Source organism: Streptomyces sp. NPDC046821 (assembly GCF_040645335.1).
Lineage (GTDB): Bacteria > Actinomycetota > Actinomycetes > Streptomycetales > Streptomycetaceae > Streptomyces.
Window position 1 is genome coordinate 52,268 of sequence record NZ_JBEYYB010000020.1, and the last position, 23,285, is coordinate 75,552.

The 23,285-nt window shown below is 71.0% G+C and carries 20 protein-coding genes and 2 tRNA genes; 2 read left to right on the forward strand and 20 right to left on the reverse strand.

From position 1 onward, the window contains the following. Window positions 1-46: 46 nt before the first annotated feature. The 9 genes from ABZ893_RS32655 to ABZ893_RS32695 all read right to left on the reverse strand — a co-directional run bounded on the left by ABZ893_RS32655 (window position 47) and on the right by ABZ893_RS32695 (window position 5,341). Window positions 47-119 (reverse strand) — tRNA-Ala (locus ABZ893_RS32655). Between the two features lie 163 nt (window positions 120-282). Next, entirely contained in the window at window positions 283-516 is a 234-nt protein-coding gene (locus tag ABZ893_RS32660) for a hypothetical protein (RefSeq protein WP_361411303.1), read from the reverse strand. A gap of 340 nt (window positions 517-856) precedes the next feature. Next, window positions 857-929, reverse strand: a tRNA-Ala gene (locus ABZ893_RS32665). Between the two features lie 99 nt (window positions 930-1,028). Continuing rightward, on the reverse strand, window positions 1,029-1,682 hold the full coding sequence (locus ABZ893_RS32670) for a histidine phosphatase family protein (protein ID WP_361411305.1): 654 nt from the start codon (window positions 1,680-1,682) through the stop codon (window positions 1,029-1,031). Further along, complete coding sequence (gene rsfS / locus ABZ893_RS32675) at window positions 1,679-2,137, reverse strand: ribosome silencing factor (RefSeq protein WP_361411307.1); 459 nt, start codon at window positions 2,135-2,137, stop codon at window positions 1,679-1,681. Before rsfS ends, ABZ893_RS32670 begins: the two co-directional genes overlap by 4 nt. Before the next feature lie 152 nt (window positions 2,138-2,289). Next, entirely contained in the window at window positions 2,290-4,062 is a 1,773-nt protein-coding gene (locus tag ABZ893_RS32680) for a LytR C-terminal domain-containing protein (RefSeq protein ID WP_361411309.1), read from the reverse strand. Between the two features lie 16 nt (window positions 4,063-4,078). Then, on the reverse strand, window positions 4,079-4,741 hold the full coding sequence (gene nadD / locus ABZ893_RS32685; protein WP_361411311.1) for a nicotinate-nucleotide adenylyltransferase: 663 nt from the start codon (window positions 4,739-4,741) through the stop codon (window positions 4,079-4,081). Window positions 4,742-4,790: 49 nt separating this feature from the next. Continuing rightward, window positions 4,791-4,955, reverse strand: coding sequence for a hypothetical protein (locus ABZ893_RS32690; protein ID WP_189492240.1), 165 nt, complete (start codon window positions 4,953-4,955; stop codon window positions 4,791-4,793). Between the two features lie 221 nt (window positions 4,956-5,176). Then, window positions 5,177-5,341 (reverse strand): hypothetical protein, encoded by a 165-nt coding sequence (locus ABZ893_RS32695; RefSeq protein WP_361411313.1) that lies wholly within the window; start codon window positions 5,339-5,341, stop codon window positions 5,177-5,179. A 110-nt stretch (window positions 5,342-5,451) separates the two neighbouring features. Here ABZ893_RS32695 and ABZ893_RS32700 point away from each other — a divergent pair, with 110 nt between their 5' ends. Next, window positions 5,452-6,546 (forward strand): M48 family metallopeptidase, encoded by a 1,095-nt coding sequence (locus ABZ893_RS32700; RefSeq protein ID WP_361411315.1) that lies wholly within the window; start codon window positions 5,452-5,454, stop codon window positions 6,544-6,546. 16 nt (window positions 6,547-6,562) lie between these two features. On the opposite strand, the gene ABZ893_RS32705 is transcribed toward ABZ893_RS32700, so the two are convergent. The 5 genes from ABZ893_RS32705 to proB form a co-directional block, all read right to left on the reverse strand. Beyond that, window positions 6,563-7,639: a hypothetical protein gene (locus tag ABZ893_RS32705; RefSeq protein ID WP_361411317.1), complete on the reverse strand. Its 1,077-nt coding sequence runs from the start codon at window positions 7,637-7,639 to the stop codon at window positions 6,563-6,565. A 78-nt stretch (window positions 7,640-7,717) separates the two neighbouring features. Next, on the reverse strand, window positions 7,718-8,284 hold the full coding sequence (locus ABZ893_RS32710; protein ID WP_361411391.1) for a hypothetical protein: 567 nt from the start codon (window positions 8,282-8,284) through the stop codon (window positions 7,718-7,720). Between the two features lie 100 nt (window positions 8,285-8,384). Continuing rightward, entirely contained in the window at window positions 8,385-9,668 is a 1,284-nt protein-coding gene (locus ABZ893_RS32715; RefSeq protein WP_361411319.1) for a glutamate-5-semialdehyde dehydrogenase, read from the reverse strand. Window positions 9,669-9,730: 62 nt separating this feature from the next. Continuing rightward, entirely contained in the window at window positions 9,731-10,192 is a 462-nt protein-coding gene (locus ABZ893_RS32720; protein ID WP_361411321.1) for a hypothetical protein, read from the reverse strand. 269 nt (window positions 10,193-10,461) lie between these two features. Then, the gene (gene proB, locus ABZ893_RS32725) at window positions 10,462-11,568 is read right to left on the reverse strand and encodes a glutamate 5-kinase (RefSeq protein WP_361411323.1); all 1,107 of its coding nucleotides are present in this window, start codon (window positions 11,566-11,568) and stop codon (window positions 10,462-10,464) included. A 374-nt stretch (window positions 11,569-11,942) separates the two neighbouring features. On the opposite strand from proB, the gene ABZ893_RS32730 reads away from it, so the two are divergent. Further along, on the forward strand, window positions 11,943-14,018 hold the full coding sequence (locus ABZ893_RS32730) for a hypothetical protein (RefSeq protein ID WP_361411325.1): 2,076 nt from the start codon (window positions 11,943-11,945) through the stop codon (window positions 14,016-14,018). A gap of 314 nt (window positions 14,019-14,332) precedes the next feature. On the opposite strand, the gene obgE is transcribed toward ABZ893_RS32730, so the two are convergent. The 6 genes from obgE to ABZ893_RS32760 all read right to left on the reverse strand — a co-directional run bounded on the left by obgE (window position 14,333) and on the right by ABZ893_RS32760 (window position 23,282). Further along, complete coding sequence (obgE, locus tag ABZ893_RS32735; RefSeq protein WP_361411327.1) at window positions 14,333-15,769, reverse strand: GTPase ObgE; 1,437 nt, start codon at window positions 15,767-15,769, stop codon at window positions 14,333-14,335. A 207-nt stretch (window positions 15,770-15,976) separates the two neighbouring features. Next, window positions 15,977-16,231 carry a 50S ribosomal protein L27 gene (rpmA, locus tag ABZ893_RS32740; protein ID WP_361411329.1) on the reverse strand — a complete coding sequence of 85 codons (255 nt, stop codon included), beginning with the start codon at window positions 16,229-16,231 and terminating at the stop codon, window positions 15,977-15,979. Between the two features lie 14 nt (window positions 16,232-16,245). Next, window positions 16,246-16,566, reverse strand: coding sequence for a 50S ribosomal protein L21 (rplU, locus tag ABZ893_RS32745; protein WP_176161587.1), 321 nt, complete (start codon window positions 16,564-16,566; stop codon window positions 16,246-16,248). 229 nt (window positions 16,567-16,795) lie between these two features. Beyond that, complete coding sequence (locus ABZ893_RS32750; RefSeq protein WP_361411332.1) at window positions 16,796-18,145, reverse strand: phospholipase D-like domain-containing protein; 1,350 nt, start codon at window positions 18,143-18,145, stop codon at window positions 16,796-16,798. A 231-nt stretch (window positions 18,146-18,376) separates the two neighbouring features. Continuing rightward, on the reverse strand, window positions 18,377-22,237 hold the full coding sequence (locus ABZ893_RS32755) for an Rne/Rng family ribonuclease (RefSeq protein ID WP_361411334.1): 3,861 nt from the start codon (window positions 22,235-22,237) through the stop codon (window positions 18,377-18,379). 238 nt (window positions 22,238-22,475) lie between these two features. Further along, window positions 22,476-23,282, reverse strand: a complete 807-nt coding sequence (locus ABZ893_RS32760) for a TIGR03936 family radical SAM-associated protein (protein ID WP_361411336.1) — start codon at window positions 23,280-23,282, stop codon at window positions 22,476-22,478. Window positions 23,283-23,285 lie beyond the last annotated feature (3 nt).

The following is a 23,285-nucleotide window of genomic DNA, read 5'->3' on the forward strand; positions in this document are numbered from 1 at the left end:
AGCGGGCCACCCTGTCCGGGTGGCCCGCTTTACTTTCCATCTACTGTGGAGCTAAGGAGAATTGAACTCCTGACCTCCTGCATGCCATGCAGGCGCTCTACCAACTGAGCTATAGCCCCTTGTTTCGTTCCGCCCGGTTTCCCCGGCGGCGACGCCAACATTACACGGTCCACGGGGTGCTTCACCAAATCGCTTCCGCTCTGCACCGTTGTGCCCGAAAAGTACCTTCCCGGGCCCTGCTGTCGGGCCACCGAATCAGGCCCGCCACCAGCGCAAGCGCCGTCACGCCGTCGCGAACGAGTAGAACCGCTTCAGCGTGCAGTGCTCGTCGAGCAGCCGCCCGTAGATCGGCTCGCCCTCCAGCTCCCGGTACGTCTCGATCGGGTCGCCTTTTATGACCAGCGCCCGCGCGCACTCCTCGCACCAGTACTGGTACTCGGGGTTGACGGGTTCCATGTCCCGGACGATGGGCGTGCCGCTGCCGCACCAGTCGCACTTCCGCCTGTGTGCACCCATCGATCAGCTCCGGCCGTGATGGCCGTGGGCGGTGCACACGCGGGGGCGGGGGGAACGGGTAGCTTCGGCCGGTCTCACTGTCACGCCGACGGGGCGATCGGCCCCATCGGTGATGCGCGCGGGCATCGCGTTCTCCCTCCCGTCGGGCCGCTCTTCGTCGAACGGACGCGGCCCTCTACCGGCCGTCCGATTCTGCCACGGCCGAAGCGTCACGGTCAGCGACGCATGGGTACCGGTCCGGACACGGCCGCAGGTCAAGGCAGTTGGGGAATGCTGACCGGGCAACAAAAAATCCCGCCCTGTCCGGGCGGGATCTTTGTGAAGCCGATGCTTCTTACTGTGGAGCTAAGGAGAATTGAACTCCTGACCTCCTGCATGCCATGCAGGCGCTCTACCAACTGAGCTATAGCCCCTTGCGTTCTCCCCGCTCTGCGCGGCTGCGAACAAGAAGAACTCTAGCCTGTGACCTGCCAGAAAGTGAAATCCGGCCGTCCGGCCCCTGAGGGAGGGGCTCAGTCGTCGTCGCCGAGCACCGGCTCGGGCAGCGTGCCCGCGTTGTGCTCGAGCAGCCGCCAGCCGCGCGCGCCCTGGCCGAGGACCGACCAGCAGCAGTTGGAGAGGCCGCCGAGGCTTTCCCAGTGGCGGGGCTCCAGACCGAGGAGACGGCCGATGGTGGTGCGGATCGTGCCGCCGTGGCTGACCACGACGAGCGTGCCGTCCGCCGGCAGCTTCTCGGCGTGCCGCAGGACGACGGGGGCTGCGCGGTCGGCGACCTCCGTCTCCAGCTCGCCGCCGCCGCGGCGCACCTGCTCGCCGCGCTTCCACGCGGCGTACTGCTCGCCGTACTTGGCGATGATCTCGTCATGCGTGAGGCCCTGCCACACGCCGGCGTAGGTCTCGCGCAGGCCCTCGTCGTGGGTGATGTCGAGGCCCGTGAGGGTGGCGAGCTCGCCGGCCGTGGCGGCGGCCCTGCTGAGGTCGGACGCGACGATGGCGTCCGGCTTCAGCGAGGCGAGCAGCCGGGCGGCCCGGCGGGCCTGGGCGACACCGGTGTCGGTGAGGCCGATGTCCGTGGAGCCCTGGAAGCGGCGCTCCAGGTTCCACGAGGTCTGGCCGTGCCGCCACAGGATGACGCGGCGCCCGCGGTACGGGCCCGCGGCGGTCAACGCAGTTCTCCGCCCAGCGTGCGGAGCTCCCCCGCCTCCTCAGCGGCCTGCGTGGCCTGGGCGTGCTCCTCGGCCTTGCCGCGGGTGGCCTTGGCGTCCTCGGGCAGCTCCAGCTCGGGGCAGTCCTTCCACAGACGCTCGAGGGCGTAGAAGACGCGCTCCTCGCTGTGCTGGACGTGGACGACGATGTCGACGTAGTCGAGGAGGATCCAGCGGGCGTCGCGGTCGCCCTCGCGGCGGACCGGCTTGGCGCCGAGCTCCTTGTTCAGGCGCTCCTCGATCTCGTCGACGATCGACTTGACCTGGCGGTCGTTGGGCGCGGAGGCCAGCAGGAAGGCGTCGGTGATCGACAGCACGTCGCTGACGTCGTACGCGATGATGTCGTGCGCGAGCTTGTCGGCGGCCGCCTGTGCGGCGGTGGTGATGAGCTCGAGGGAACGGTCAGTGGCGGTCACTACAAGGCTTTCGGTAGGCGGGTGATGGGTCCCCTGGGGGATACCCCAAGGGTCTCACGGTCCGCCGACGCCCCTTACGGGATTACCCGGCCCCGGGAGCGAACGCCCCCGGGGCCGGGCCCGTGCCTGCTGTCTGCCGGTGTGGTCCTTACCTACTGTCCGCCGGTGTAGTCCTGGCCGAGGACCACGGACACGTCCGCGTTCGCCACGGTCTTGCCTTGGCGGACCGCGCTCGTCGGCAGGCCCAGGGTCTTGGCGACCTCGACGGCGTCCTGCTTGCGGCCGGCGTCGGAGTACGTGACCTGCGACGCGGCCTGGGGCACGGCTCCGGTTCCGGCGTCGACGAACGTGTAGCCGCCGTTGATCAGGGTGACCCTGGCCTTACCCGTACGGTCCTTCACACCGGTGGCGTTCCTGATGCCGACGCGGACCGCGGCGTCCTTGCCGGGGCTCTTGACCGTGCCGCCGAGGACGTCCTTGACGACGCTGTCGGTGGCCTGCTCGGACAGGGTGCCGTCCTGCTGCACGGGCAGGAGCGCGGTCTTGTAGTCGCCGCCCTTGGCCCGGTCGGCGAGCTTGGCGAGGAAGGCGCCGAGGTCCTTCTCGCCCAGCGACGGGTCGAGGATCTGGGCGAGAGACTGCACGGTGACGGTGGCGGCCTGCGGGTCGGACGAGATCTTGCGCAGGACACCCTGCATGACCTGGCCGAACCGCATGAGCTGCGCGGTCTCGCCCTCGCCGGGCGCGCGGTACGTGGCGTAGGCCACGGCCATCGGGCCGCTGAGCGTCTGCTGCTCGCCCTTGTGGACCAGGGGGCCCGTGCTCTTGCCCTTCTTGCCGGACTTCGCGGCCGGGTCGGGCACGTCGGTGTTCGTGTTGATGTCGATGTTGCCGACGAGCTCGACGAGGTTGTTGAGGTACGGGGTGTCGAGCCGCCAGGTGCCTTCGACGTCCGTGCCGAGGACGGTGTCGATCGCGTCACGCGTGCCGGAGGACCCGTCGGCGCTCACGGACTTGCCGAGGGTCGTCGGGCTGCCCTCGTCGTCCGTCATGGCGAGGGAGTTGGGGAGCAGGACGGTGGTGCCCTGCTTGGTGGTGGTGTTGTTCACGAGCAGGGCCGTGGAGGTGCCGCCGCCCTTGGTGTTGTGCAGGTGGACGATGATCACGTCGCGGTTCTGCGGGCCCGCGGTGTCGGCGGCGCCCTTGGCCGCGTCGGAGGACCCGAAGCCGGGGAGCTTGCCCGCGTACCAGAGGTAGCCGACGCCGCCGGTCACGCAGAGGACGAGGGTGACTACCAGGGCGACGATCCGGCTGCGGCCGCGGCGGCGGGCCTCCTCCCGGCGCTCGGTGCGCGACTCCGTGAACTTCAGCCAGTCGATGACGTCTTCGGAGTTCTCGTCCGGCTCCTCCACGAAGGAGAACTGCTCGGTCCGGTACTCGGGTGCCACGTCGTGCTCGGGCGGCGGGGGCTCGGCCCGGGGAGCGGGCTGGGCCGGGATGTGCGCGGTCGCCGTCGGATCCTCGACCCGCGGCTGCTGCGCCGTCCCCGGGGCCGCCCCGTAGGGGTCGTGGGCGGGGGCGTGTCCGGGCGCGGGAGGCATGGGCTGCGTTCCCGGCTGCGCGTGGGCGCCCGCCCCGTAGGGGTCGTACGTGTCGTACGCCGATGAGCCCCCGTCGTAGCCGGACGGGCCGTAGGACGGCTGGTCGTAAGTGGGTGCCTGTTGCTGCTGCCCGGCGGCGTACGGGTCGTAGCCGTAGCCCTGGTCGGGGTTCTGCTGCGGGTACCCGTACTGGGGAGCCTGCTGGGGCGCCTGCCGGTACACGGGCTGCCCGAACTCGTCGTAGCCGACGAGTTCGTACTGGTCGGACGTGTGGGACGCGTCCCCCGAGTAATTGCCCGAGTAACGGTCGTATCGGTCGTTCACCGGTGCCCCTCTTGGCTCACTCGCCGCGGTACAGCTCTCGCTTGTCGATGTAGCGCACCACACCGTCCGGGACGAGATACCAGACGGGGTCACCCTTGGCGACCCGCGCGCGGCAGTCCGTGGACGAGATGGCGAGGGCCGGCACCTCGACGAGCGAGACACCGCCCTCGGGCAGACCGGGGTCGGTCAGCGGGTGTCCCGGCCGGGTGACCCCGATGAAGTGCGCGAGGGAGAACAGTTCTTCCGTGTACCGCCAGGTGAGGATCTGGCCGAGGGCGTCGGCGCCCGTGATGAAGAAGAGATCCGTGTCCGGATTGAGCGCGCGCAGATCGCGCAGCGTGTCCGTGGTGTACGTCGGTCCGCCGCGGTCGATGTCGATGCGGCTGACCGAGAACTGCGGGTTCTCGGCGGTCGCGATGACCGTCATCAGGTAGCGGTCCTCGGCCGGGGTGACCCGGCGGTCGGTCTTCTGCCACGGCTGGCCGGTCGGCACGAAGACGACCTCGTCGAGGTGGAACTGCGCGGCGACCTCGCTGGCGGCCACCAGGTGTCCGTGGTGGATCGGGTCAAACGTTCCGCCCATGACGCCGAGGCGCCGCTTGGCGGTGCTGATCCGTGCCCGGTCCGGGCCGCCGGCCGGGCCGTTCACCGGGCCGGTAGGCATGTCCTGCTCTCCCATGCGTGCAGAGCCTACTGGCCCGGTCGGGTTGCCTTCGTCGGCAGGGGGTCTAGCGGTCCCGGTTGAAGCGGGTCGTGATCCAGAGCAGCAGAAGCAGCACGAACAGGGCGCCGCCGCCGGTGAGGTAGGGGCTGAGGCTCGGGTGGTTGCCGCCGTGCTCGCCGCCCTCGGCGGCGAGGGTGGCCAGCTGGGCAGCGGTGCTGTGGAGGCTCATCGTCAGCAGGACCTATCCGGGTGAGACGGGATGGGGAGTCGCGTTCTGGGTGCTTCTGGTGGAGACATGAAGTCTGCATAAAGACTTCGGGCCCATCGTATGCGGGGCCGTCTCCGGAGATCACCCCGACTCTGCCGTACGGGCATCCGCCCAGCCCGCGGCCGCTCCCGGCGACCTGTCGCCGTCAGCCTCCGGCGCGCAGCCCGCGGCCCGTCCCGCCGTCAGTCGTCGCGCTTGTAGCCGCGCAGCAGGAACCAGCCGAGCAAGGCGCTGCCGACCACGCCGACGACGATGACCGTGCGCAGCAGATTGCCCGCACCCTGCTGCCCGTAGGAGGCGGCGCTGACCACGTGGGTGAGCCAGGCCGCGCCGGAGGTGTACTCCATGGTGTGTTTCGCTCCTTCTGTGCTGCTGCCCTGCCACGGTAACTCCGCCTACTGTGGAGACCTCCTCGGGGGCACAACAGAACACGCAGGCACACGAACATGGGGGAAGCATGTCCGACGTCCACGACGACCGGAACGAGCGCGTACCGAGCAGGCAGCGGCGGCGCTTCGAGGGAATCTCCTCGCGTGCGTACGAGCACCCGGCCGACCGTTCGGCCCTGGTCGCGCTGCGCAAGCTCAGCGGTTTCGACACGGTCTTCAAGGCGCTCAGCGGCCTGCTGCCCGAGCGCAGCCTGCGTCTGCTGTTCCTGTCCGACTCGGTACGGGTCTCCGACGAGCAGTTCGCGCACCTCAACGACATGCTGCGGGACGCCTGTTACATCCTGGACCTGGAGAAGGTCCCGCCGATGTACGTCAACCAGGACCCCCAGCCGAACGCGATGTGCATCGGTCTCGACGAGCCGATCATCGTCGTCACGACGGGTCTCGTGGAGCTGCTCGACGAGGAGGAGATGCGGGCGGTCGTCGGCCACGAGGTGGGCCACGCGCTGTCCGGCCACGCGGTCTACCGGACGATACTGCTGTTCCTGACCACCCTGGCGCTCCGCGTCGCGTGGATCCCGCTGGGCAACCTCGCGATCATGGCGATCGTCACGGCGCTGCGCGAGTGGTTCCGCAAGTCGGAGCTGTCGGCGGACCGCGCGGGGCTGCTGGCCGGCCAGGACCTCCAGGCGTCGATGCGCGGCCTGATGAAGATCGCGGGCGGCAACCATCTGCACGAGATGAACGTGGACGCGTTCCTCGCCCAGGCCGACGAGTACGAGCAAGCGGGTGACCTGCGCGACTCCGTCCTGAAGATCCTCAACGTGCTGCCGCGCACGCACCCCTTCACCACCGTCCGCGCGGCCGAGCTGAAGAAGTGGGCGGCGACCCGCGACTACCAGCGGATCATGGACGGCCACTACCCGCGCCGCACCGAGGACAAGGACACGTCGGTCACCGACTCGTTCCGCCAGTCGGCCTCGCACTACGCGGACCATGTGCGCAGCTCCAAGGACCCGCTGATGAAGCTGGTCACGGACATCGCGGGCGGCGCGGGCGACCTGGGCGGCAAGCTGTTCGGCAAGTTCGGCGGCGGCACGAGCGGCGGCGGCAACACGGGCAATCACGGGACGCCGGACGGGGACGGGGCGCAAACCCCGTAGCTCCTGTGGGGGCCGATCAGACCGACGGCTGCGCCTTCGGCGACAACGCCCCGCACAGGGCCGCCCCCGCCGCGTCGCCCGTCGCGAACGGGTCAGTGACGGCCGGGCCGCCCTTCGCCGGCTTCTGGCCCGCGAGGAGCGGGCTCAGGTGGCCTGCCGAGTCCACGGAGCAGGACAGCGGCCCGGCCTGCAGATAGCTGACGGTCAGCTCGGCCTGGTGCATCCGCAGGTCGTTCCGGTCGAAGCGGAAGTGCAGCTCGCGGCGGACGGTGAACAGGGACGCCTTCGAGTCGGCGGGTGCGCCGGCCGGGCGCAGCGCGTAGACGAAGGTGTGGTCGGAGGTGACTTCGAGGGTGTCCGTGTCGCTCTCGGCGACGCGCAGGGTGCCCTGGACCCGGATCCGGTTGTCGGCGAGCTGGGCCTTGGCCGGGTCGAAGCGGACGAGCCAGCCGGTGGCCTGGTGCCGGCCGTCGGCGGCGGGCCGGGCGACGCTCTGGTCGAACTGGCCGAGCTGCTGCGGGTCGAGCAGGATCCGCACGGGCCGTACGGCGTTGTGGGTGAGGACGTCGGGGTCGAGCGAGGACTCGACGAGGTAGTCCTTCGCCGTCGTCAGGGCTGAGAGGACCTGGCTCTGCGAGAAGTGCGCCGTGCGCTCGGCCGGGGGCAGGTTGATGCCTTCGGCGGCGGTCCTGAACTGGGCGGCGGGGCTGTGCGCGTACAGCTCGGGGACCGATGTCGCGCCGGGCACGGGTCCGGCCGGGGCGAGGGGGACGACGGTCATCCGCAGCGGGTCGGCGCCTCGCGCCGCCGGGTGCAGATACGGGTTGCGTACGCCCATGTAGATCGCCGTCCCGAAGGCGACGAGGATCAGGACGACGAGGAGTACGGCCTGCTTGCTGAAGCCGCGGCGCGCTCCGGGGCGTCGGCGCACCGCGGGCGCGTGGTCCTCGATGCGCTCGTGCGCGGAGAACTCCTGGAGCCGGGCAGCCTTGATGAACGACTCGTCGAAGACGACGGATCGGTACTCGTCCTCTCCACCACTGCCCGGAGCGCCGTCGGGGGCGCCGTCCGGAGGGTTTCCTGGCCCGCCCATACCTTCAGGGTAGGTCGCGGAGGGGTCCGGTAAACGCCCAGGTACACGACAACTTCGGACAGGCCGGCAACGCCGTTGTCAGCGGGTGCGCGGGGTCGCGGCGACCGGTGGCCGGGAATGATCGGCCGGCGCCGAGGGGGCCGCCGGGAAGCCCTTCTCCAGCTCGGTCGTGGCGGGCGGCGGGACCTGCTCCTGGCGCCCGGAGGAGGACGCGCCGCGGTAGACGGCGGAGAAGGCGAGGGCGACCATGCCGACGCCCATCAGGACGGCGAGCGCCCAGGCGACGGGGCGGCGCCAGCGCACGCTCGACGCGTAGGCGCCGGTGCGCAGACGGTCGTCGTCATCGGGGTCGTAGAGGTCGTCGTCGTCCGGGCCGTGCGCGAATCCGCCGTGCGGTCCGGGTCCGTACCCGTCGTCGTAGAGGTCGTCGTCCACGCCCGAGCCACGCGTACGGGCTCTGCGGGCCTCGGCCTCCTGGGCCTCGGCGCGCGCCTCCGCGGCGGCGAGCAGCCGCTCGACGGCGCTGGGTTCGTGGATCTCGGCGGCCTGTACGAAGGCCTCGTCGAAGACCACGGAGGCGAACTCTTCGTCCGCGCCTCCGCGGTCGCGCTCGTCGTCGGGCTTCCAGCCGTCCGGGAACGGCATGCCCCCCACGTCGTCCGGCACGCGTCCAGAGTAGACCTGGGGGGTCGATTTGGGCAGCCGGTGCGGGAATTCCCCTTGCCCCGCACCGCCGCCCTCGTGGCTATCGGATGTGTCCGTCGCCCGTGACGATGTACTTGGTGCTCGTGAGCTCCGGGAGGCCCATGGGGCCCCGGGCGTGCAGCTTCTGGGTGGAGATGCCGATCTCCGCTCCGAAGCCGAACTGGCCGCCGTCGGTGAAGCGCGTCGACGCGTTCACGGCCACGGTCGTGGAGTCGACCAGCTGGGTGAACCGGCGGGCCGCCTGCTGCGAGGTGGTGACGATGGCCTCGGTGTGGCCGGACGACCAGAGGCGGATGTGCTCGACGGCCGCGTCCAGGGAGTGCACGACGGCGGCGGCGATGTCGTAGGACAGGTACTCGGTCTCCCAGTCCTCCGGGGTCGCCTCGACGACGGTGGCCTTGGAGCCCTCGGCGTACGCGAGGAAGCGCTCGTCGCCGTGCACGGTGACGCCGGCCTCGGCGAGGGCCTCCAGGGCGCGCGGCACGAAGGCGTCGGCGATGTCCTGGTGGACGAGGAGGGTCTCGGCGGCGTTGCAGACGCTGGGGCGCTGGGCCTTGGAGTTGACGAGGATGTCGACGGCCATGTCGATGTCGGCGGCGGCGTCCACGTAGACGTGGCAGTTGCCGGTGCCGGTCTCGATGACGGGGACGATCGAGTTCTCGACGACGTTCTTGATGAGGGAGGCGCCGCCGCGCGGGATGAGGACGTCGACGAGGCCGCGGGCCCGCATCAGCTCGGTGACGGAGTCGCGGCTCTCGCCGGGCACGAGCTGGATCGCGTCCGCGGGCAGCCCGGAGCCGCCGACGGCGTCGCGCAGCACGCGCACGAGGGCGGTGTTCGACTCGTACGCGGAGGAGCTGCCGCGCAGGAGGACGGCGTTGCCCGACTTGAGGCAGAGGGCGGCGGCGTCGACGGTGACGTTGGGCCGGGCCTCGTAGATGATGCCGACGACGCCGAGCGGGACGCGGACCTGGCGCAGGTCGATGCCGTTCGGGAGGGTGTTGCCGCGCACGACCGTGCCGACCGGGTCGGGCAGGGCGACGACGTCGCGCACGTCGGCGGCGATGGCGCGGACCCGCTCGGGGGTGAGCGTGAGGCGGTCGATGATCGACTCGCTGGTGCCGGCCTCGCGGGCGCGCGCGATGTCCTTGGCGTTGGCCTCGACGATCTCGGCGGTACGCACTTCGAGCGCGTCGGCGATCGCCGCGAGCGCGTCGTCCTTCGCGGCCCGCGGCAGCGGTGCGAGGGTGGCGGCCGCGGCCCTGGCACGGTAGGCCGCCTGGGCCACGGGAGTCATCGAGTCGTACGGGGAGAGCGAGGTCATATCGGCAGGGTAATGCGCCCGGCGAGCCGATTCGGCGTCCGTTCCGTTCCCTGAGATGTGACCTAAAACGGGTGTACGCCCACCGGGGTGGCAGGGAGCGGGCCGTATCCCTCGGCGATGCGCTGGTGGTAGGTGTCGCGGTCGATGACCTCGAGGCCGACGATCTCCCAGGGCGGGAGCTGGGAGGTCTGGCGGTGCTCGCCCCACAGGCGCAGGGCCACGGCGGCCGCGTCGTGCAGGTCGCGGGCCTCTTCCCAGTAGCGGATCTCGGCGTGGTCGACGGCGTACCGGCTCGTGAGCAGGAAGGGGTGGTCGTGCGCCAGCTGTTCGAGGCCGCGGCGCACTTCCGCGAGGGGCGCGTCGGCGCCGGACACGCTGAGGGTGACATGCCAGAGGCGGGGCCCTTCCTCCGTCACGGCGCTCTCCTCCCGCCCGCCGGGCTGGTACGACTCGCCGGCCGCGACGCTGGTCAGTGCCCGCTCCGCCGACCCTCGGGACGCGGCCCCCGGGCGCGCTCGCCTCACGACGGCCTCCTTTGCGCAATGGTCGTGCGGAACTTCCTGAATCAAAGTTGAGCAGGCCAAGCGCCCTCGTGGGGTGGTTTTGGGGAAGGTCCCCCACACAAGGCCCGCCTTTCAGCCGTTTACACGGTTTACGACCGCTGCGGACGCCGGATCTTCACGTTCCGCCGTCAATGGCGACGTCAATCACATGCGTCCGGCGTCAGGCCATCGAGTGCGCGACGCGATTTCGCGGGCGCGGGTTCGTCCGTGCGGGCCGAATACCGAGGCCGTCAGCCGTGCAGCAGAACCAGGTCGTCCCGGTGCACGACCTCGCGCTCGTACGCGGGGCCGAGTTCGCGGGCCAGTTCCCTGGTGGAGCGGCCGATGAGCTGCGGGATCTCCTTGGCGTCGAAGTTCACCAGACCCCGCGCGACGGCCCGCCCGGCCGTGTCGCGCAGTTCCACGGGGTCGCCGGCGCCGAACTCGCCCTCGACGGCCTCGATGCCCGCCGGCAGGAGGGACTTGCGGCCCTCGACGACCGCCTTGACGGCCCCGTCGTCGAGCGTGAGCGCGCCCTGCGGGGTGGAGGCGTGCTGGAGCCACAGGAGGCGGTCGGAGCTGCGCCGGCCCGTGCGGTGGAAGTAGGTGCCGGTGTCGCGGCCCGCGAGCGCGTCGGCGGCGTGCACCGCGCTGGTGAGGACGACGGGGATGCCCGCGGCGGCGGCGATCCCGGCCGCCTCCACCTTGGTGACCATGCCGCCGGTGCCGACGCCCGCCTTGCCCGCGCTGCCGATCTTGACGTGCGCGATGTCGGCGGGGCCGCGGACCTCGGAGATACGGGCGCTGCCGGGCTTGCTGGGGTCGCCGTCGTAGAGGCCGTCGACGTCCGAGAGGAGGACGAGGAGGTCGGCGTTGACCAGGTGGGCGACCAGGGCGGCGAGGCGGTCGTTGTCGCCGAAGCGGATCTCGTCCGTGGCGACGGTGTCGTTCTCGTTCACCACGGGCAGGGCGCCCATGGCGAGGAGCTGGTCGAGGGTGCGCGACGCGTTGCGGTGGTGGGCGCGGCGGGCCATGTCGTCGCTGGTGAGGAGCACCTGGCCGACGCGTACGCCGTAGCGCGCGAGGGACGCCGTGTAGCGGGCCACGAGGAGGCCCTGGCCGACGCTGGCGGCCGCCTGCTGGCGGGCGAGGTCCTTGGGGCGGCGGCGCAGGCCGAGCGGCGCGAGTCCGGCCGCGATGGCACCCGAGGAGACGAGCACTATCTCCTTCTCGCCGCCGCTGCGGACCTTGGCGAGCACGTCGACGAGGGCGTCGACCCGGTCCGCGTCGAGGCCGCCCTGTGCGGTGGTGAGTGAGGAGGATCCGACCTTGACGACGATCCTGGTGGCTTCCGCCACGCCCTGCCTCATGTCCTGCCCTGCCGCTGACACGTGCTTCCCCAAAAGTGCTGACTGACCACGGCCCTGATAAGCAGCTACTGACCATGGCCCTCGTCAAGCAATCTACGTGAGGGGCGCGGTGCGGCGCCTCCGAGTTCCGAGGGGCGGACGCGCGTGGGCACACGGGAATTTCCTGTGCCCGGGGGGCGGATGCGAATTCCTTCCCATTGGTTCCGGACCCTTTGCCCCTTTATCCGGTGATAGGTATCACGAAGGATTGCTAGTCAGGGCGCGAAAGTCATACGGTCGGTGGTCGGCCTTCGTCAGACGAACGCCTGAACCCCCACTATTCTTTGCCCGCCCTACCCGACCGTTTCCAGGAGCCCCGCCCAGTGCCCTCCGCCGGACTCGCCCCCCGCCGCGTCGTGCAGCTCACCGCACTGTTCGCGATGTTCGCGCTCTACACGGCTCAGCTCGTCAGCGCGCTGATCCCGTTCGTCCCGGTATTCGTCGCAGCGAGCGCTGCGGGTCTCGCCCTCGACACGTACCTGCAGTACAAGCAGCCCGGTCTGCTGTCGCTCCTGGGCAAGATCCGGTTCGACGTCACGGTCCGGCAGCTGCTGCGCGACATGCTCATCCTGGTGGGCCTCCTGCGCATCGACGGCATCGAGCCGCTGGAAGAGCAGTCCCCCCTCACCATCACGCTGCTCTCCTTCTACGGTCTGCACTTCGTGTGCCAGGCCGTGGCCGTCCTCGTCCGCCGTTCGCGCGCGCTGCCCATCGTGACGCGGAACATCGACGCGTCCGAGCTGCGGCTTTCCGCCGCCCCGCCGCGGATCCTGTCCCGGCGCCCCGGCCACCGTCTGCTCACGTTCGCCATCCCCGGCACGATCGGCCTGCTGGTCACCGCCGTCACCACGAACGCCCTGTGGGGCGGCGTCGGTCTCGGCGTCTCGATCGCGCTGCTCGCCGGCGGCACGGCCCACCTCGCCACGTGGCTGCTCCCCAAGAAGCGCGCCCTGAGCGAGCAGAAGGTCATGGCGTGGCTCGACCGCTGGCTGGCCGACTACAAGCCGACGGTCGCGATGTACTTCTCCGGTGGCACGTCGTCCGCGTACCAGGCCAACATGTGGCTCTCCACGCTCGCGGCGGTCGACGGCAAGCCGCTGATCGTGCTGCGTGAGCGGTTCATGGTCCAGAAGATCGACGCGACCGACGTGCCGATCATCTGCTTCCCGCGCGTCGCCACGATGTTCTCCCTGGAGAACTCGACGCTGAAGATGATGCTGCACCCGGCGAACGCCGCGAAGACCTCGCAGGTCCTGCGTATCCCGACGCTCAAGCACGCCTTCATCAACCACGGCGAGAGCGACAAGCTGTCCTCCTGCAACCCGTACGCGAAGGCTTACGACGAGGTGTGGGTGGCCGGCCCCGCGGCCCGCGACCGGTACCAGCTCGCCGACATCGGCGTCGAGGACAAGGACGTCGTCGAGGTGGGCCGCCCCCAGCTGTCGCCCATCAAGCGCTCCACGGGCGCCTCGAAGGGCAAGTACACGACCGTCCTCTACGCCCCCACCTGGGAGGGCTGGGACGGCAACCCGGGCAATACGTCCGTGCCGCTCGCCGGCGAGAACATCGTGCGGCACCTGCTCGCCGACGAGAACGTCCGCCTGCTCTACAAGCCGCACCCGATGACCGGTTCCGTCGACCCGCGTGCCGGTGCCGCGAACGAGCGCATCAAGGCGATGGTCCGTGACGCCGCCGCGAAGCGTTCCGGTGAGCGGCCCGGGCCCGAGGCCGCCGTCGAGCTGGCGCGGCGCGCCGCTGCGCTCGACAAGCTGACCTCCACGGTGTTCCGGCCGAGCGTGGACGAGATGGAGCGGATGATGCTCCAGGGCAAGCCCGACGGGAACCGGTCGGCCGCGGTGGCCGAGGCGACCGCTGCCTGGGAGGACGCGTACTGGGCGTCGTTCCCGGAGTGGGAGCACCGCGTCATCACGGACGCCCGCCCGGCGATCTTCACCTGCTTCAACCAGGCCGACGTCCTCATCAGCGATGTCTCCTCGGTCGTCTCGGACTGGCTGACCAGCGAGAAGCCGTACGCCGTCGCGAACACCTCGGGCATGTCCGAGGGTGACTTCCGCGCCGGGTTCCCGACGGTGAGCGCGGCGACGATCCTGACGCCGGAGGCGACGGAGGTACCGGCCCTTCTCGCGGCCGTGCGCGACCCGGAGACGGATTCCCACGCGGAGGCCCGCGCGGAGCTCAAGGAGCACCTCCTGGGCCCCTCCGACCCGCCGTCCCTGGACCGCTTCAACGCGGCGGTACGCGCGCTGTGCGCCCAGGCCGACGAGCGCCGCGTCCGCATGGAGTCCCGCCTCGCTGCGGAGATCCCCGGCCAGCGGGACGCCGACGCGGCGGACGAGATGGCGGAGATCCTGGAACCGGGTGACTCCGTCAGCACGTGACACTGCGCTCCGCGCGGTACTGGAAATGGGGAAGGCCCCCGGGAGATTTCCCGGGGGCCTTCCCCATGTCAGTGGCCCGGCGAACGGCTGCCGCACAGCGTGCGCCGAGTCCGGCACCGCCGACGACCCCGGCGGGGGCTGATCGCCGTCGCGGCGGATATAGGGGGCGGGCTACCCGCCCCCTATGACCCCGTAGAACATGGACGAGCGCCCCGCGACACGGCGCGGCCGCGCCAGAGCGTCCACCAGACGCACGGCGGGGCCACAGCGGCGGCGTGCGCCCCTGTGGCCCCGGTCAGCCGACCTGCTCGCCCCTAGAACGGCTCGAAGTCGTCGTACTCGCGCTCCGCGTCGTCGCGTTCCGCCTGCTTGTCGCGGCGGCGCTGGGCGGCCGGGCGGGGGGCCTCGAAGCGGTGGTCCTCGCCTCGGCGGCCGAGCATCTCGGCGCCCGCCATGAGCGTGGGCTCCCAGTCGAAGACGACCGCGTTGTCCTCGGGACCGATGGCCACGCCGTCGCCCGCGACCGCGCCCGCCTTCATCAGGGCCTCCTCGACACCGAGGCGGTTGAGGCGGTCGGCGAGGTAGCCGACGGCCTCGTCGATGTTGAAGTCGGTCTGGCGCACCCAGCGCTCCGGCTTCTCGCCGCGCACGCGGAAGAGGCCGTCCTCCTCCTGCTCGACCGTGAAGCCCGAGTCGTCGACGGCCTTCGGACGGATGACGATGCGGGTCGCCTCCTCCTTGGGCTTCGCGGCGCGGGCCGCGGCGACCATCTCGGCGAGCGCGAAGGACAGCTCCTTGAGACCGCGGTGGGCCACCGCCGACACCTCGAAGACGCGGTAGCCGCGGGCCTCCAGGTCGGGGCGGACCATGTCCGCGAGGTCCTGGCCGTCCGGCACGTCGATCTTGTTGAGGACGACGAGGCGCGGCCGGTCGTCGAGCCCGCCGTACTGCTTCAACTCCTCCTCGATGATGTCGAGGTCGGAGACGGGGTCACGGTCCGATTCGAGGGTGGCCGTGTCCAGTACGTGCACGAGCACCGAGCAGCGCTCGACGTGCCGCAGGAACTCAAGGCCGAGGCCCTTGCCCTGGCTGGCGCCCGGGATGAGACCCGGGACGTCGGCGATCGTGTAGACGGTCGAGCCGGCCGTGACGACGCCGAGGTTCGGGACGAGCGTCGTGAAGGGGTAGTCGGCGATCTTCGGCTTGGCGGCCGACAGGACCGAGATGAGGGACGACTTGCCGGCGCTCGGGTAGCCCACGAGCGCGATGTCGGCGACCGTCTTGAGCTCGAGGACGATGTCCTGGAGGTCACCGGGGACGCCGAGGAGCGCGAAGCCGGGGGCCTTGCGGCGGGCCGAGGCGAGGGCCGCGTTGCCGAGGCCGCCACGGCCGCCCTGCGCGGCGACGTATGTCGTGCCCTGGCCGACGAGGTCGGCGAGCACGTTCCCCGCCTTGTCGAGGATGACGGTGCCGTCGGGCACGGGCAGGACGAGGTCCTGGCCGTCCTTGCCGGAGCGGTTGCCGCCCTCGCCGGGCTTGCCGTTGGTCGCCTTGCGGTGCGGCGAGTGGTGGTAGTCGAGGAGCGTCGTCACGTCCTGGTCGACGACCAGGATGACGTCGCCGCCACGGCCGCCGTTACCGCCGTCGGGTCCACCGAGCGGCTTGAACTTCTCACGGTGGACGGAGGCACAGCCGTGGCCTCCGTTACCCGCGGCGACATGCAGTTCGACGCGGTCCACGAAGGTGGTCATGGTTCAGTGCCTCCAGAAAACTACGGAAATGTCTTGGCTCTGCGGTGACAGAGCCCGGCTTCAGCGTCGCGCCGGCTTCACCGCACTCATTAGAAACACGCGAAAGGCGGACCTGCTTCCCGAACCGAAGCCGAAGCTTCGGAACCGGGAGCAAGGTCCGCCCTCGCGAAACGCTCTACGGAGCCTGAGTCCTAGGAACTAGGGGTTTCAGGCGACCGGAACGATGTTCACGACCTTGCGGCCGCGGTGCGTACCGAACTCCACCGCGCCGGGGTTCAGCGCGAACAGGGTGTCGTCGCCACCGCGACCGACGCCCGTGCCCGGGTGGAAGTGGGTGCCGCGCTGGCGGACCAGGATCTCACCGGCGTTAACGGTCTGACCGCCGAAGCGCTTCACACCGAGCCGCTGAGCGTTGGAGTCGCGACCGTTCCGAGTGGACGATGCGCCCTTCTTGTGTGCCATCTTGTCTCAGTCCCTTACTTCGCAGCCGTGGGGATACCGGTGACCTTGATCGCCGTGTACTGCTGGCGGTGACCCTGGCGACGGCGGTAGCCGGTCTTGTTCTTGTAGCGAAGGATGTCGATCTTCGCGCCCTTGTGGTGGTCCACGACCTCGGCCTGGACCTTGATGCCGGCAAGGACCCACGGGTCGCTCGTCACGGCGTCGCCGTCGACAACGAGCAGGGTCGAGAGCTCGACCGTGTCGCCAACATTGGCAGTGGAAATCTTGTCAACCTCAACGATGTCGCCGACAGCAACCTTGTGCTGGCGACCACCGCTGCGCACGATGGCGTACACGCGGATCTCTCTCTCGCTCGGAACGGAAACCCCTGAAGCCAGCCGCAGGCACGTGCCCGAAGGCGCGATGTGATCATGGCGAAAGCAACGATCGAGCGGCCTCCCCCGGCGGAACCGGGAGGTGAGGTGCTCAGGGGTGCGGCGCTCAAAACACGCCGACGGTCAAGGTTACGGGTCACCCGCCGAAAGGGCAAAATCGGCTCCGCTGCGACGCGACGGGTGCTCGCCGCTACGCGGGCGGCTTCTCACCGTCCTGCGGCAGCGGCTTCACGCCCTTGCAGAGGTCGGTGGCGTCGGCGGTGCCGGGCCAGGTGACGTTCCACACCCGGTTGAAGTGGTCACGGTAGGCGTCGTGCACGTGGTCGTCGTCGACCTTGACGATCGCCTCGTCGTTCTCGCGCAGCGCGGGGCCCGTGTAGTTCTGCGACCCGGTGAAGGTGACCTTGTTCCGCTTGCCGTCGTACATGCCGTCGATGAGCAGGTACTTCGAGTGGATGATGTACGGCGTCGTGAGCTTCTTGCCCGGGTTGAGCGGATCCCGGTCGTCGTTGAAGCAGCGCAGTGAGGGGCCGCCGGTGGCGTGCAGTGCCTCCCAGGTGCCCTTCGTGCCGCCCTGGCTCTTGGCGCTGTCGGTCTCCGCGTACATCAGGCTGACGGCGCAGCCCGCCTTCTTCAGCGAGACCAGCTTGTCCGCGATCTGCTTGCGGGTGACCTTGAAGATCGCGGCGCGGACGACGGTCTTCCTGGCGGCGCCGGTCACCGGGTCCTTGTAGGTGCAGGCGACGTTGTTGAGGACCGAGTACATGGTGTCCGACTCGTTGACCGTGCCGGCGCGCGGGAAGAAGTACGCCTTGTAGAGGCCGCTGCTGACGGTGCGGTAGTCCCAGGTCGACCAGCTCTTGCCGGTCATCTCCGTGAAGTAGTCCGAGTACGCCTCGTACATCACGCTGTTGTTCGGCAGCATCAGCGCGTCGTTGTAGAACTTCGTGTGCGCCGACGGCGTCGAGTTCGACGTGGTCTGTACGACGACGTTCCGGGCGCCCTCGACCTCGGAGAACAGCCAGAACTTGTTGTGCATGATCGACTGGCCGAACTTGGGATCGCCCAGGCAGGACTTGTGCGCCGGACACAGCGTCACGAAGGACGAGCTGGTCCTGCTGGTGCCGAGGGCCGACTTCAGGGTGGCGTACGCCGTGTTGGTGGGCCGGTCGCTGACGCTGGACTCGTCGAGCAGTATCTGCACGTTCACGCCGCGGTTCTTGGCGGCGACGAGCGCGTCGACGACCGGGGCCTCCCACACGTGGTAGACCGCGACCTTGATGACCGAGCCGGGCAGGGCCGCGTTCGTCAGCTCTATGAGCCGGGTGCGGATCGCGTACTGCTGGTCCGCGGTGCCGTTCGGGTCGTTGAAGATCGGCCCTTCGGTCCACGTCGGGACGTCCGCGGACGCGGTCCCCGTGGAAACGGCCTGGATCCCCGCCGCCGACAGGACGGTGGCGAGCGCCACGGCCTGCTTCCCGCCCTTGACCGGTCTCACGGCGCGGTGGCGGCCCGTGCCTCTCAGACGCGCGTGCGCCATCACTGTCCCTCCCCGTTCCCACGGCCCGCGTCATCTCCCCAGAGCGCGGACACGTGGGTCATCCCTTGCTCACTCTTCCGGCTCGATGAGTTTTACAGGTAGTTGACCGGTCCCCAAGAGGTGGGGCGCCGCAACTGGCGCGAAACAGGCCGTGAGCAGCACTCTGACACACCGACGCCCCCGCGCCGCGGAAGGCGGCACGGGGGCGTCGGGACCGGATCAGCGGAGTGCTCAGGCCTCGTCGGCCGCCGCGGAGACGGACGACTGAGCCTGCTGCTCGGCCGCCACGGTCTTCTTGGCGGCCGTCTTCTTGGCGGCGGTCTTGGTCGCCGCCTTCTTGGCCGTCGTCTTCTTGGCGGCGGTCTTCTTGGCCGTCGTCGTCTTCTTGGCCGTCGTCTTCTTGGTGGCGGCCTTCTTCGCCGGCGCCTTCTTGGCCGTCTTACGGGCCGTCTTCTTGGCGGCGGGCGCCTCCTCGACGGCCTCCGGCTCGACGGCCTCCGGCTCGGCCTTCGCCGGCTCGGCCGGGGCCTCCGTGGCCGACGGGACGACCGTGACGGCCGCCTCCGCGGACGCGGTGGGCGCGGTGGCCTTGCGGACGGCGCGGCGACGCGGGCGGGCCGGGGCCGCGCTCTCGACGGGCTCCGGGACCGCAACTGCCTCGGGCTCCGCCTTCTCCTCGGCGACGGGCTCGGGCTTGGCGGGCGTGACGGTGACCTCGGCCTCGGCGGCCTTCGGCGAACCGGCCGGAGCCGACGCCTTACGGGTCGCCCGACGACGCATACGGCCCTTGGGAGCGGCCTCGTCGACCGGGGCGGCCTCCGCCACGACGGGCTCGGCCTCGACCTTGGGAACCTCGACGGGAGCCTCGACCTGCGGAGCCTCAGGCTCGGGCGTCACGACCGGGGCCGCGGCCTCGGCCTTGGGCGCGCCGGCCGGAGCCGACGCCCTGCGGGACGCCCGACGACGCGAACGGCCACCGCGAGCAGCGGCCTCCGCCTCGGCGGGGCTGCTGTAGAGCTCCTCGTCCGGTACGAACTCGGGCTCGGCGAGCGCGACGGGAGCCGCGACCTCGGCGGCGACCTCGGCCTCGGTCTCGACCTCCTCGGCCTCCGTCTCCGGAGTGACCTGCTCGTGGTCGTGCTCGTGCGCCTGCTCGCCGTTGCCGCCGCGGCCGCGCTTCTTGCGCTTGCCGCCGCCACCGGTGGACGTGGGCTGCTCCATGTGGACGATCACGCCACGGCCGTTGCAGTGGACGCAGGTCTCGGAGAAGGACTCCAGGAGACCCTGGCCGACGCGCTTACGGGTCATCTGGACCAGGCCGAGCGAGGTGACCTCGGCGACCTGGTGCTTCGTACGGTCCCGGCCCAGGCATTCGAGCAGGCGACGGAGGACGAGGTCGCGGTTGGACTCCAGGACCATGTCGATGAAGTCGATGACGACGATGCCGCCCAGGTCGCGCAGCCGCAGCTGGCGCACGATCTCCTCGGCCGCTTCGAGGTTGTTCCTCGTCACGGTCTCTTCGAGGTTGCCGCCCTGGCCGGTGAACTTGCCGGTGTTGACGTCGACGACGATCATCGCCTCGGTCTTGTCGATCACCAGCGAACCGCCGCTGGGCAGCCAGACCTTGCGGTCGAGCGCCTTGGCGAGCTGCTCGTCGATCCGGTACGTCGCGAAGACGTCGACCTCGGAGGTCCACTTCGACAGGCGGTCGGCCAGGTCGGGCGCCACGTGGTTCACGTAGCCGTGGATGGTCCCCCAGGCGTCGTCACCGCTGACGATGACCTTGGAGAAGTCCTCGTTGAAGATGTCGCGCACGACGCGGACGGTCATGTCCGGCTCGCCGTACAGCAGGCTCGGCGACGACGTCGAGATCTGCTTGGACTTCTTCTGGATCTCTTCCCACTGGGCCTGCAGACGCTCGACGTCGCGGCGCAGCTCGTCCTCGCTCGCGCCCTCGGCGGCGGTGCGCACGATGACGCCCGCGTCCTCGGGGACGATCTTCTTGAGGATGGTCTTCAGGCGTGCGCGCTCGGTGTCGGGCAGCTTGCGGCTGATGCCGGTCATCGAGCCCTCGGGCACGTAGACCAGGTAGCGGCCGGGCAGCGAGACCTGGCTGGTCAGGCGGGCGCCCTTGTGGCCGATCGGGTCCTTGGTGACCTGTACGAGGACGGACTGGCCGGACTTGAGGGCGGACTCGATGCGGCGCGGCCCGTTGGCCATGCCGAGCGCCTCGAAGTTGACCTCACCGGCGTAGAGCACCGCGTTGCGGCCCTTGCCGATGTCGATGAAGGCGGCCTCCATGGACGGCAGCACGTTCTGGACCTTGCCCAGGTACACGTTGCCGACGTACGAGGTCGACTGCTCCTTGTTCACGTAGTGCTCGACGAGGATGTCGTCCTCGAGCACGCCGATCTGGGTGCGCTCGCCGTTCTGGCGGACGACCATGACGCGCTCGACGGCCTCGCGGCGGGCCAGGAACTCGGCCTCGGTGATGATCGGGACGCGGCGGCGGCCCTGCTCACGGCCCTCGCGGCGGCGCTGCTTCTTGGCCTCCAGGCGGGTCGAGCCCTTGATGGACTGGACCTCGTCGGCGCCGGTGCCGCGCTCCTCCTGCTTGCGGGGCTCGCGGACCTTCACGACGGTGCGCTCGGGGTCGCTGTCGCCCGGCTCGGTGTCGGTGGACGCGTCGCCCGCGCGGCGGCGACGGCGACGGCGGCGACGGCTGCTGCTGGAGCCGGCCGCGCCGGTCTCCTCGCGCTCGTCGGCCTCCTCCTCGTCGCCCTCCTCGGCGTGCTCGGCCTCGGCGCTCTCGTCGGCGGCCTCGGCCTCGTCGTCGGAACGCTCGTCCGACTCTGCGTCCGCGGAGTCACCGCGACGACGGCGGCGGCCACCGCGGCGACGGCGGCGCGTCGGGCGGTCGCCCTGCTCGTCCTGGTCCTCGTGCTCCTGGTCGCCCTCGGCCTCCTCGGCCTCGGCGCTCTCCTCGGCGGCGGGCTGCTCGACCGGCGCTGCGGGCTGCTCCTCGGCGGCGCGGCCACGGCGGCGGCGACGGCGCGGGGTCTCCTCGGCCACGACGTCCGCCACGGTCACCGTCTCGACGGGAGCCTCGGCCTCGGCGGCCTCCTCTTCCTCGACGGCGGCCTCGGCGGCGGCAGCGGCAGCGGCGCGCTCGGGGGTCTGGAACATCGGCTCGGCGAAGACCGGCGCCTGGAAGACGGCGACGGACGGCCGCGCGGGACGGCGTCCGCCCTTGGTCTCTTCGGCGGCGGGCTCGGCGGCACGCGCGGACTTCTTGGCGGAGCGCGCGGGCTCGGAGAAGCCGACGGCGGCCTTGCGGGTGGCACGGCGACGCGGGCGACGCCCGCCTTCCGCATCCTCGTCGGACACGGCGGGGGCCTCGGCCTTGGGAGCCTCGGCCTTGGGAGCCTTCGCCTCGGGGGCCTCGGTCACGGCGGGCTCGGCCTGCTCGGCGGCCGCCTCGGGGGCACCGGCGGGGGCGGAGGCGCGACGGGTGGCACGGCGGCGGGTACGTCCGGCGGGCGCGGCCTCCGGCTCGGGGGCCTGCGCGGGCTCGGGCGTGACGGCTTCGGCGGCCGGGGCCGCGGCTTCGGCGGCGGGCTCGCTCACAACGGCGGCCTCGGCCTGCTGGGGCGCACCGGCGGGGGCAGAGGCGCGGCGCGTGGCACGGCGGCGCGGACGCCCGGCGGGCGCGGCCTCCGGCTCGGGGGCGGTCTCCTCGGCGACGGCGGGCGCGGCGGCGGCAGCGGTCTCGGCCGGGGCGCTCTCGGCCACGTCGGAAGTCTTGGGTGCGCCGGCGGGGCTGGCGGCGCGGCGCGTGGCGCGGCGGCGCGGGCGGCCGGCGGGTGCGGCGTCCTGGGCCGGGGCCTCGGCCTCTGCGGCGGGGGCCGCGGGCTCCTCGGCCTGAGCTGCGGCCGTCGCGGCGGGGGCGGTACCGGCGGCGGCACCCGTGGGCGGGCCCGCGGGGCGCGACGCGGCGCGGCGCCGGCGGCGCGGCGGCAGGGTGTCGCTGGGGCTGTTGTTGTCGGATCCCACGGACGAAGTCGCGTCGGTGGGCTCGGTCGGCTCGAGCATGTCGGGTGGATCTCCCGTCAGGCTCCCGGGCGCCGCGCCTGGTCCGGTGACGTCCGCGGCTCGCGCTTTCCTGCGCGGTGCCGCCGTCCGGGGCGCGGGCGCCGCACGGGAGCTCTCTGTCTGTTCTCGCCGGTTCCGTACGCCATGTGTGCGTACGGCCTGGCGAAAGTCCTTGGGTTCGTGCGCTGCCCGACCCAGGTGGCTCCCGAGTACGAGGGCTGCGCGGTGACGACCGTCCTTACGCTGAACCTGGCACCGGCGCCGCCGCGGCGGCCGTCGTGGCGCTTCCCCCGCGTGCGGGTGATGCGGCCTCGGCTGCCTCGCGGTCGGGCGCGAGCGGGTCGGTCACCGTGCCGGTCTCTTCATCGAAAAGCCCCTGCGCCAGCCTGGTCACCGCTGCGGGGACCGGCGGCGCCAGGTCGGCCACGGCTAGGAGACCGGACAGGACGTCGTCGGGTCGAACGGCAGGCGTCACGTGCCGAACAACCAGGCGCAGTATCGCACAGGCCTTGTCGGTCGGCCTATCAGCCAGGTCGTCGTATCCCTGCGAGGCCTCGGCGGCTTCGAGGCTCACGACTGCGGCGCGGGCGTCGAACGTCCGCATCCCGTTCTTCGTGCGGCGCTGGACCTCGACGGTCTCGGCCGCCATGAACGCGTCCGCGGCGGCCTTGGCCTGTGCGGCCTCGATGCCGTCGAGGCGCAGCTCCCAGATGGAAGCGGTGAGCCGGTCGGCGAGGCCCGAGGTGCGGGACTCGACGGCCTCGGTGATGTCGAGCCCGGTGGGCAGCGACTCGTCGAGGAGCTCGCGCAGCGTTTCGGGGTCGCGCGCTTCGGTGAGCGCGATCTCCAGGTACTCGGCTTCGCTGCCCGTGCCGGTGGGTGCGGCATTGGCGTACGACACCTTCGGGTGCGGCGTGAACCCCGCCGAGTACGCCATGGGTACCTCGGCGCGGCGCAGGGCACGCTCGAAGGCGCGCTGGAAGTCTCGGTGGCTGGTGAACCGGAGGCGGCCGCGCTTGGTGTAGCGCAGTCGGATGCGCTGCACCGC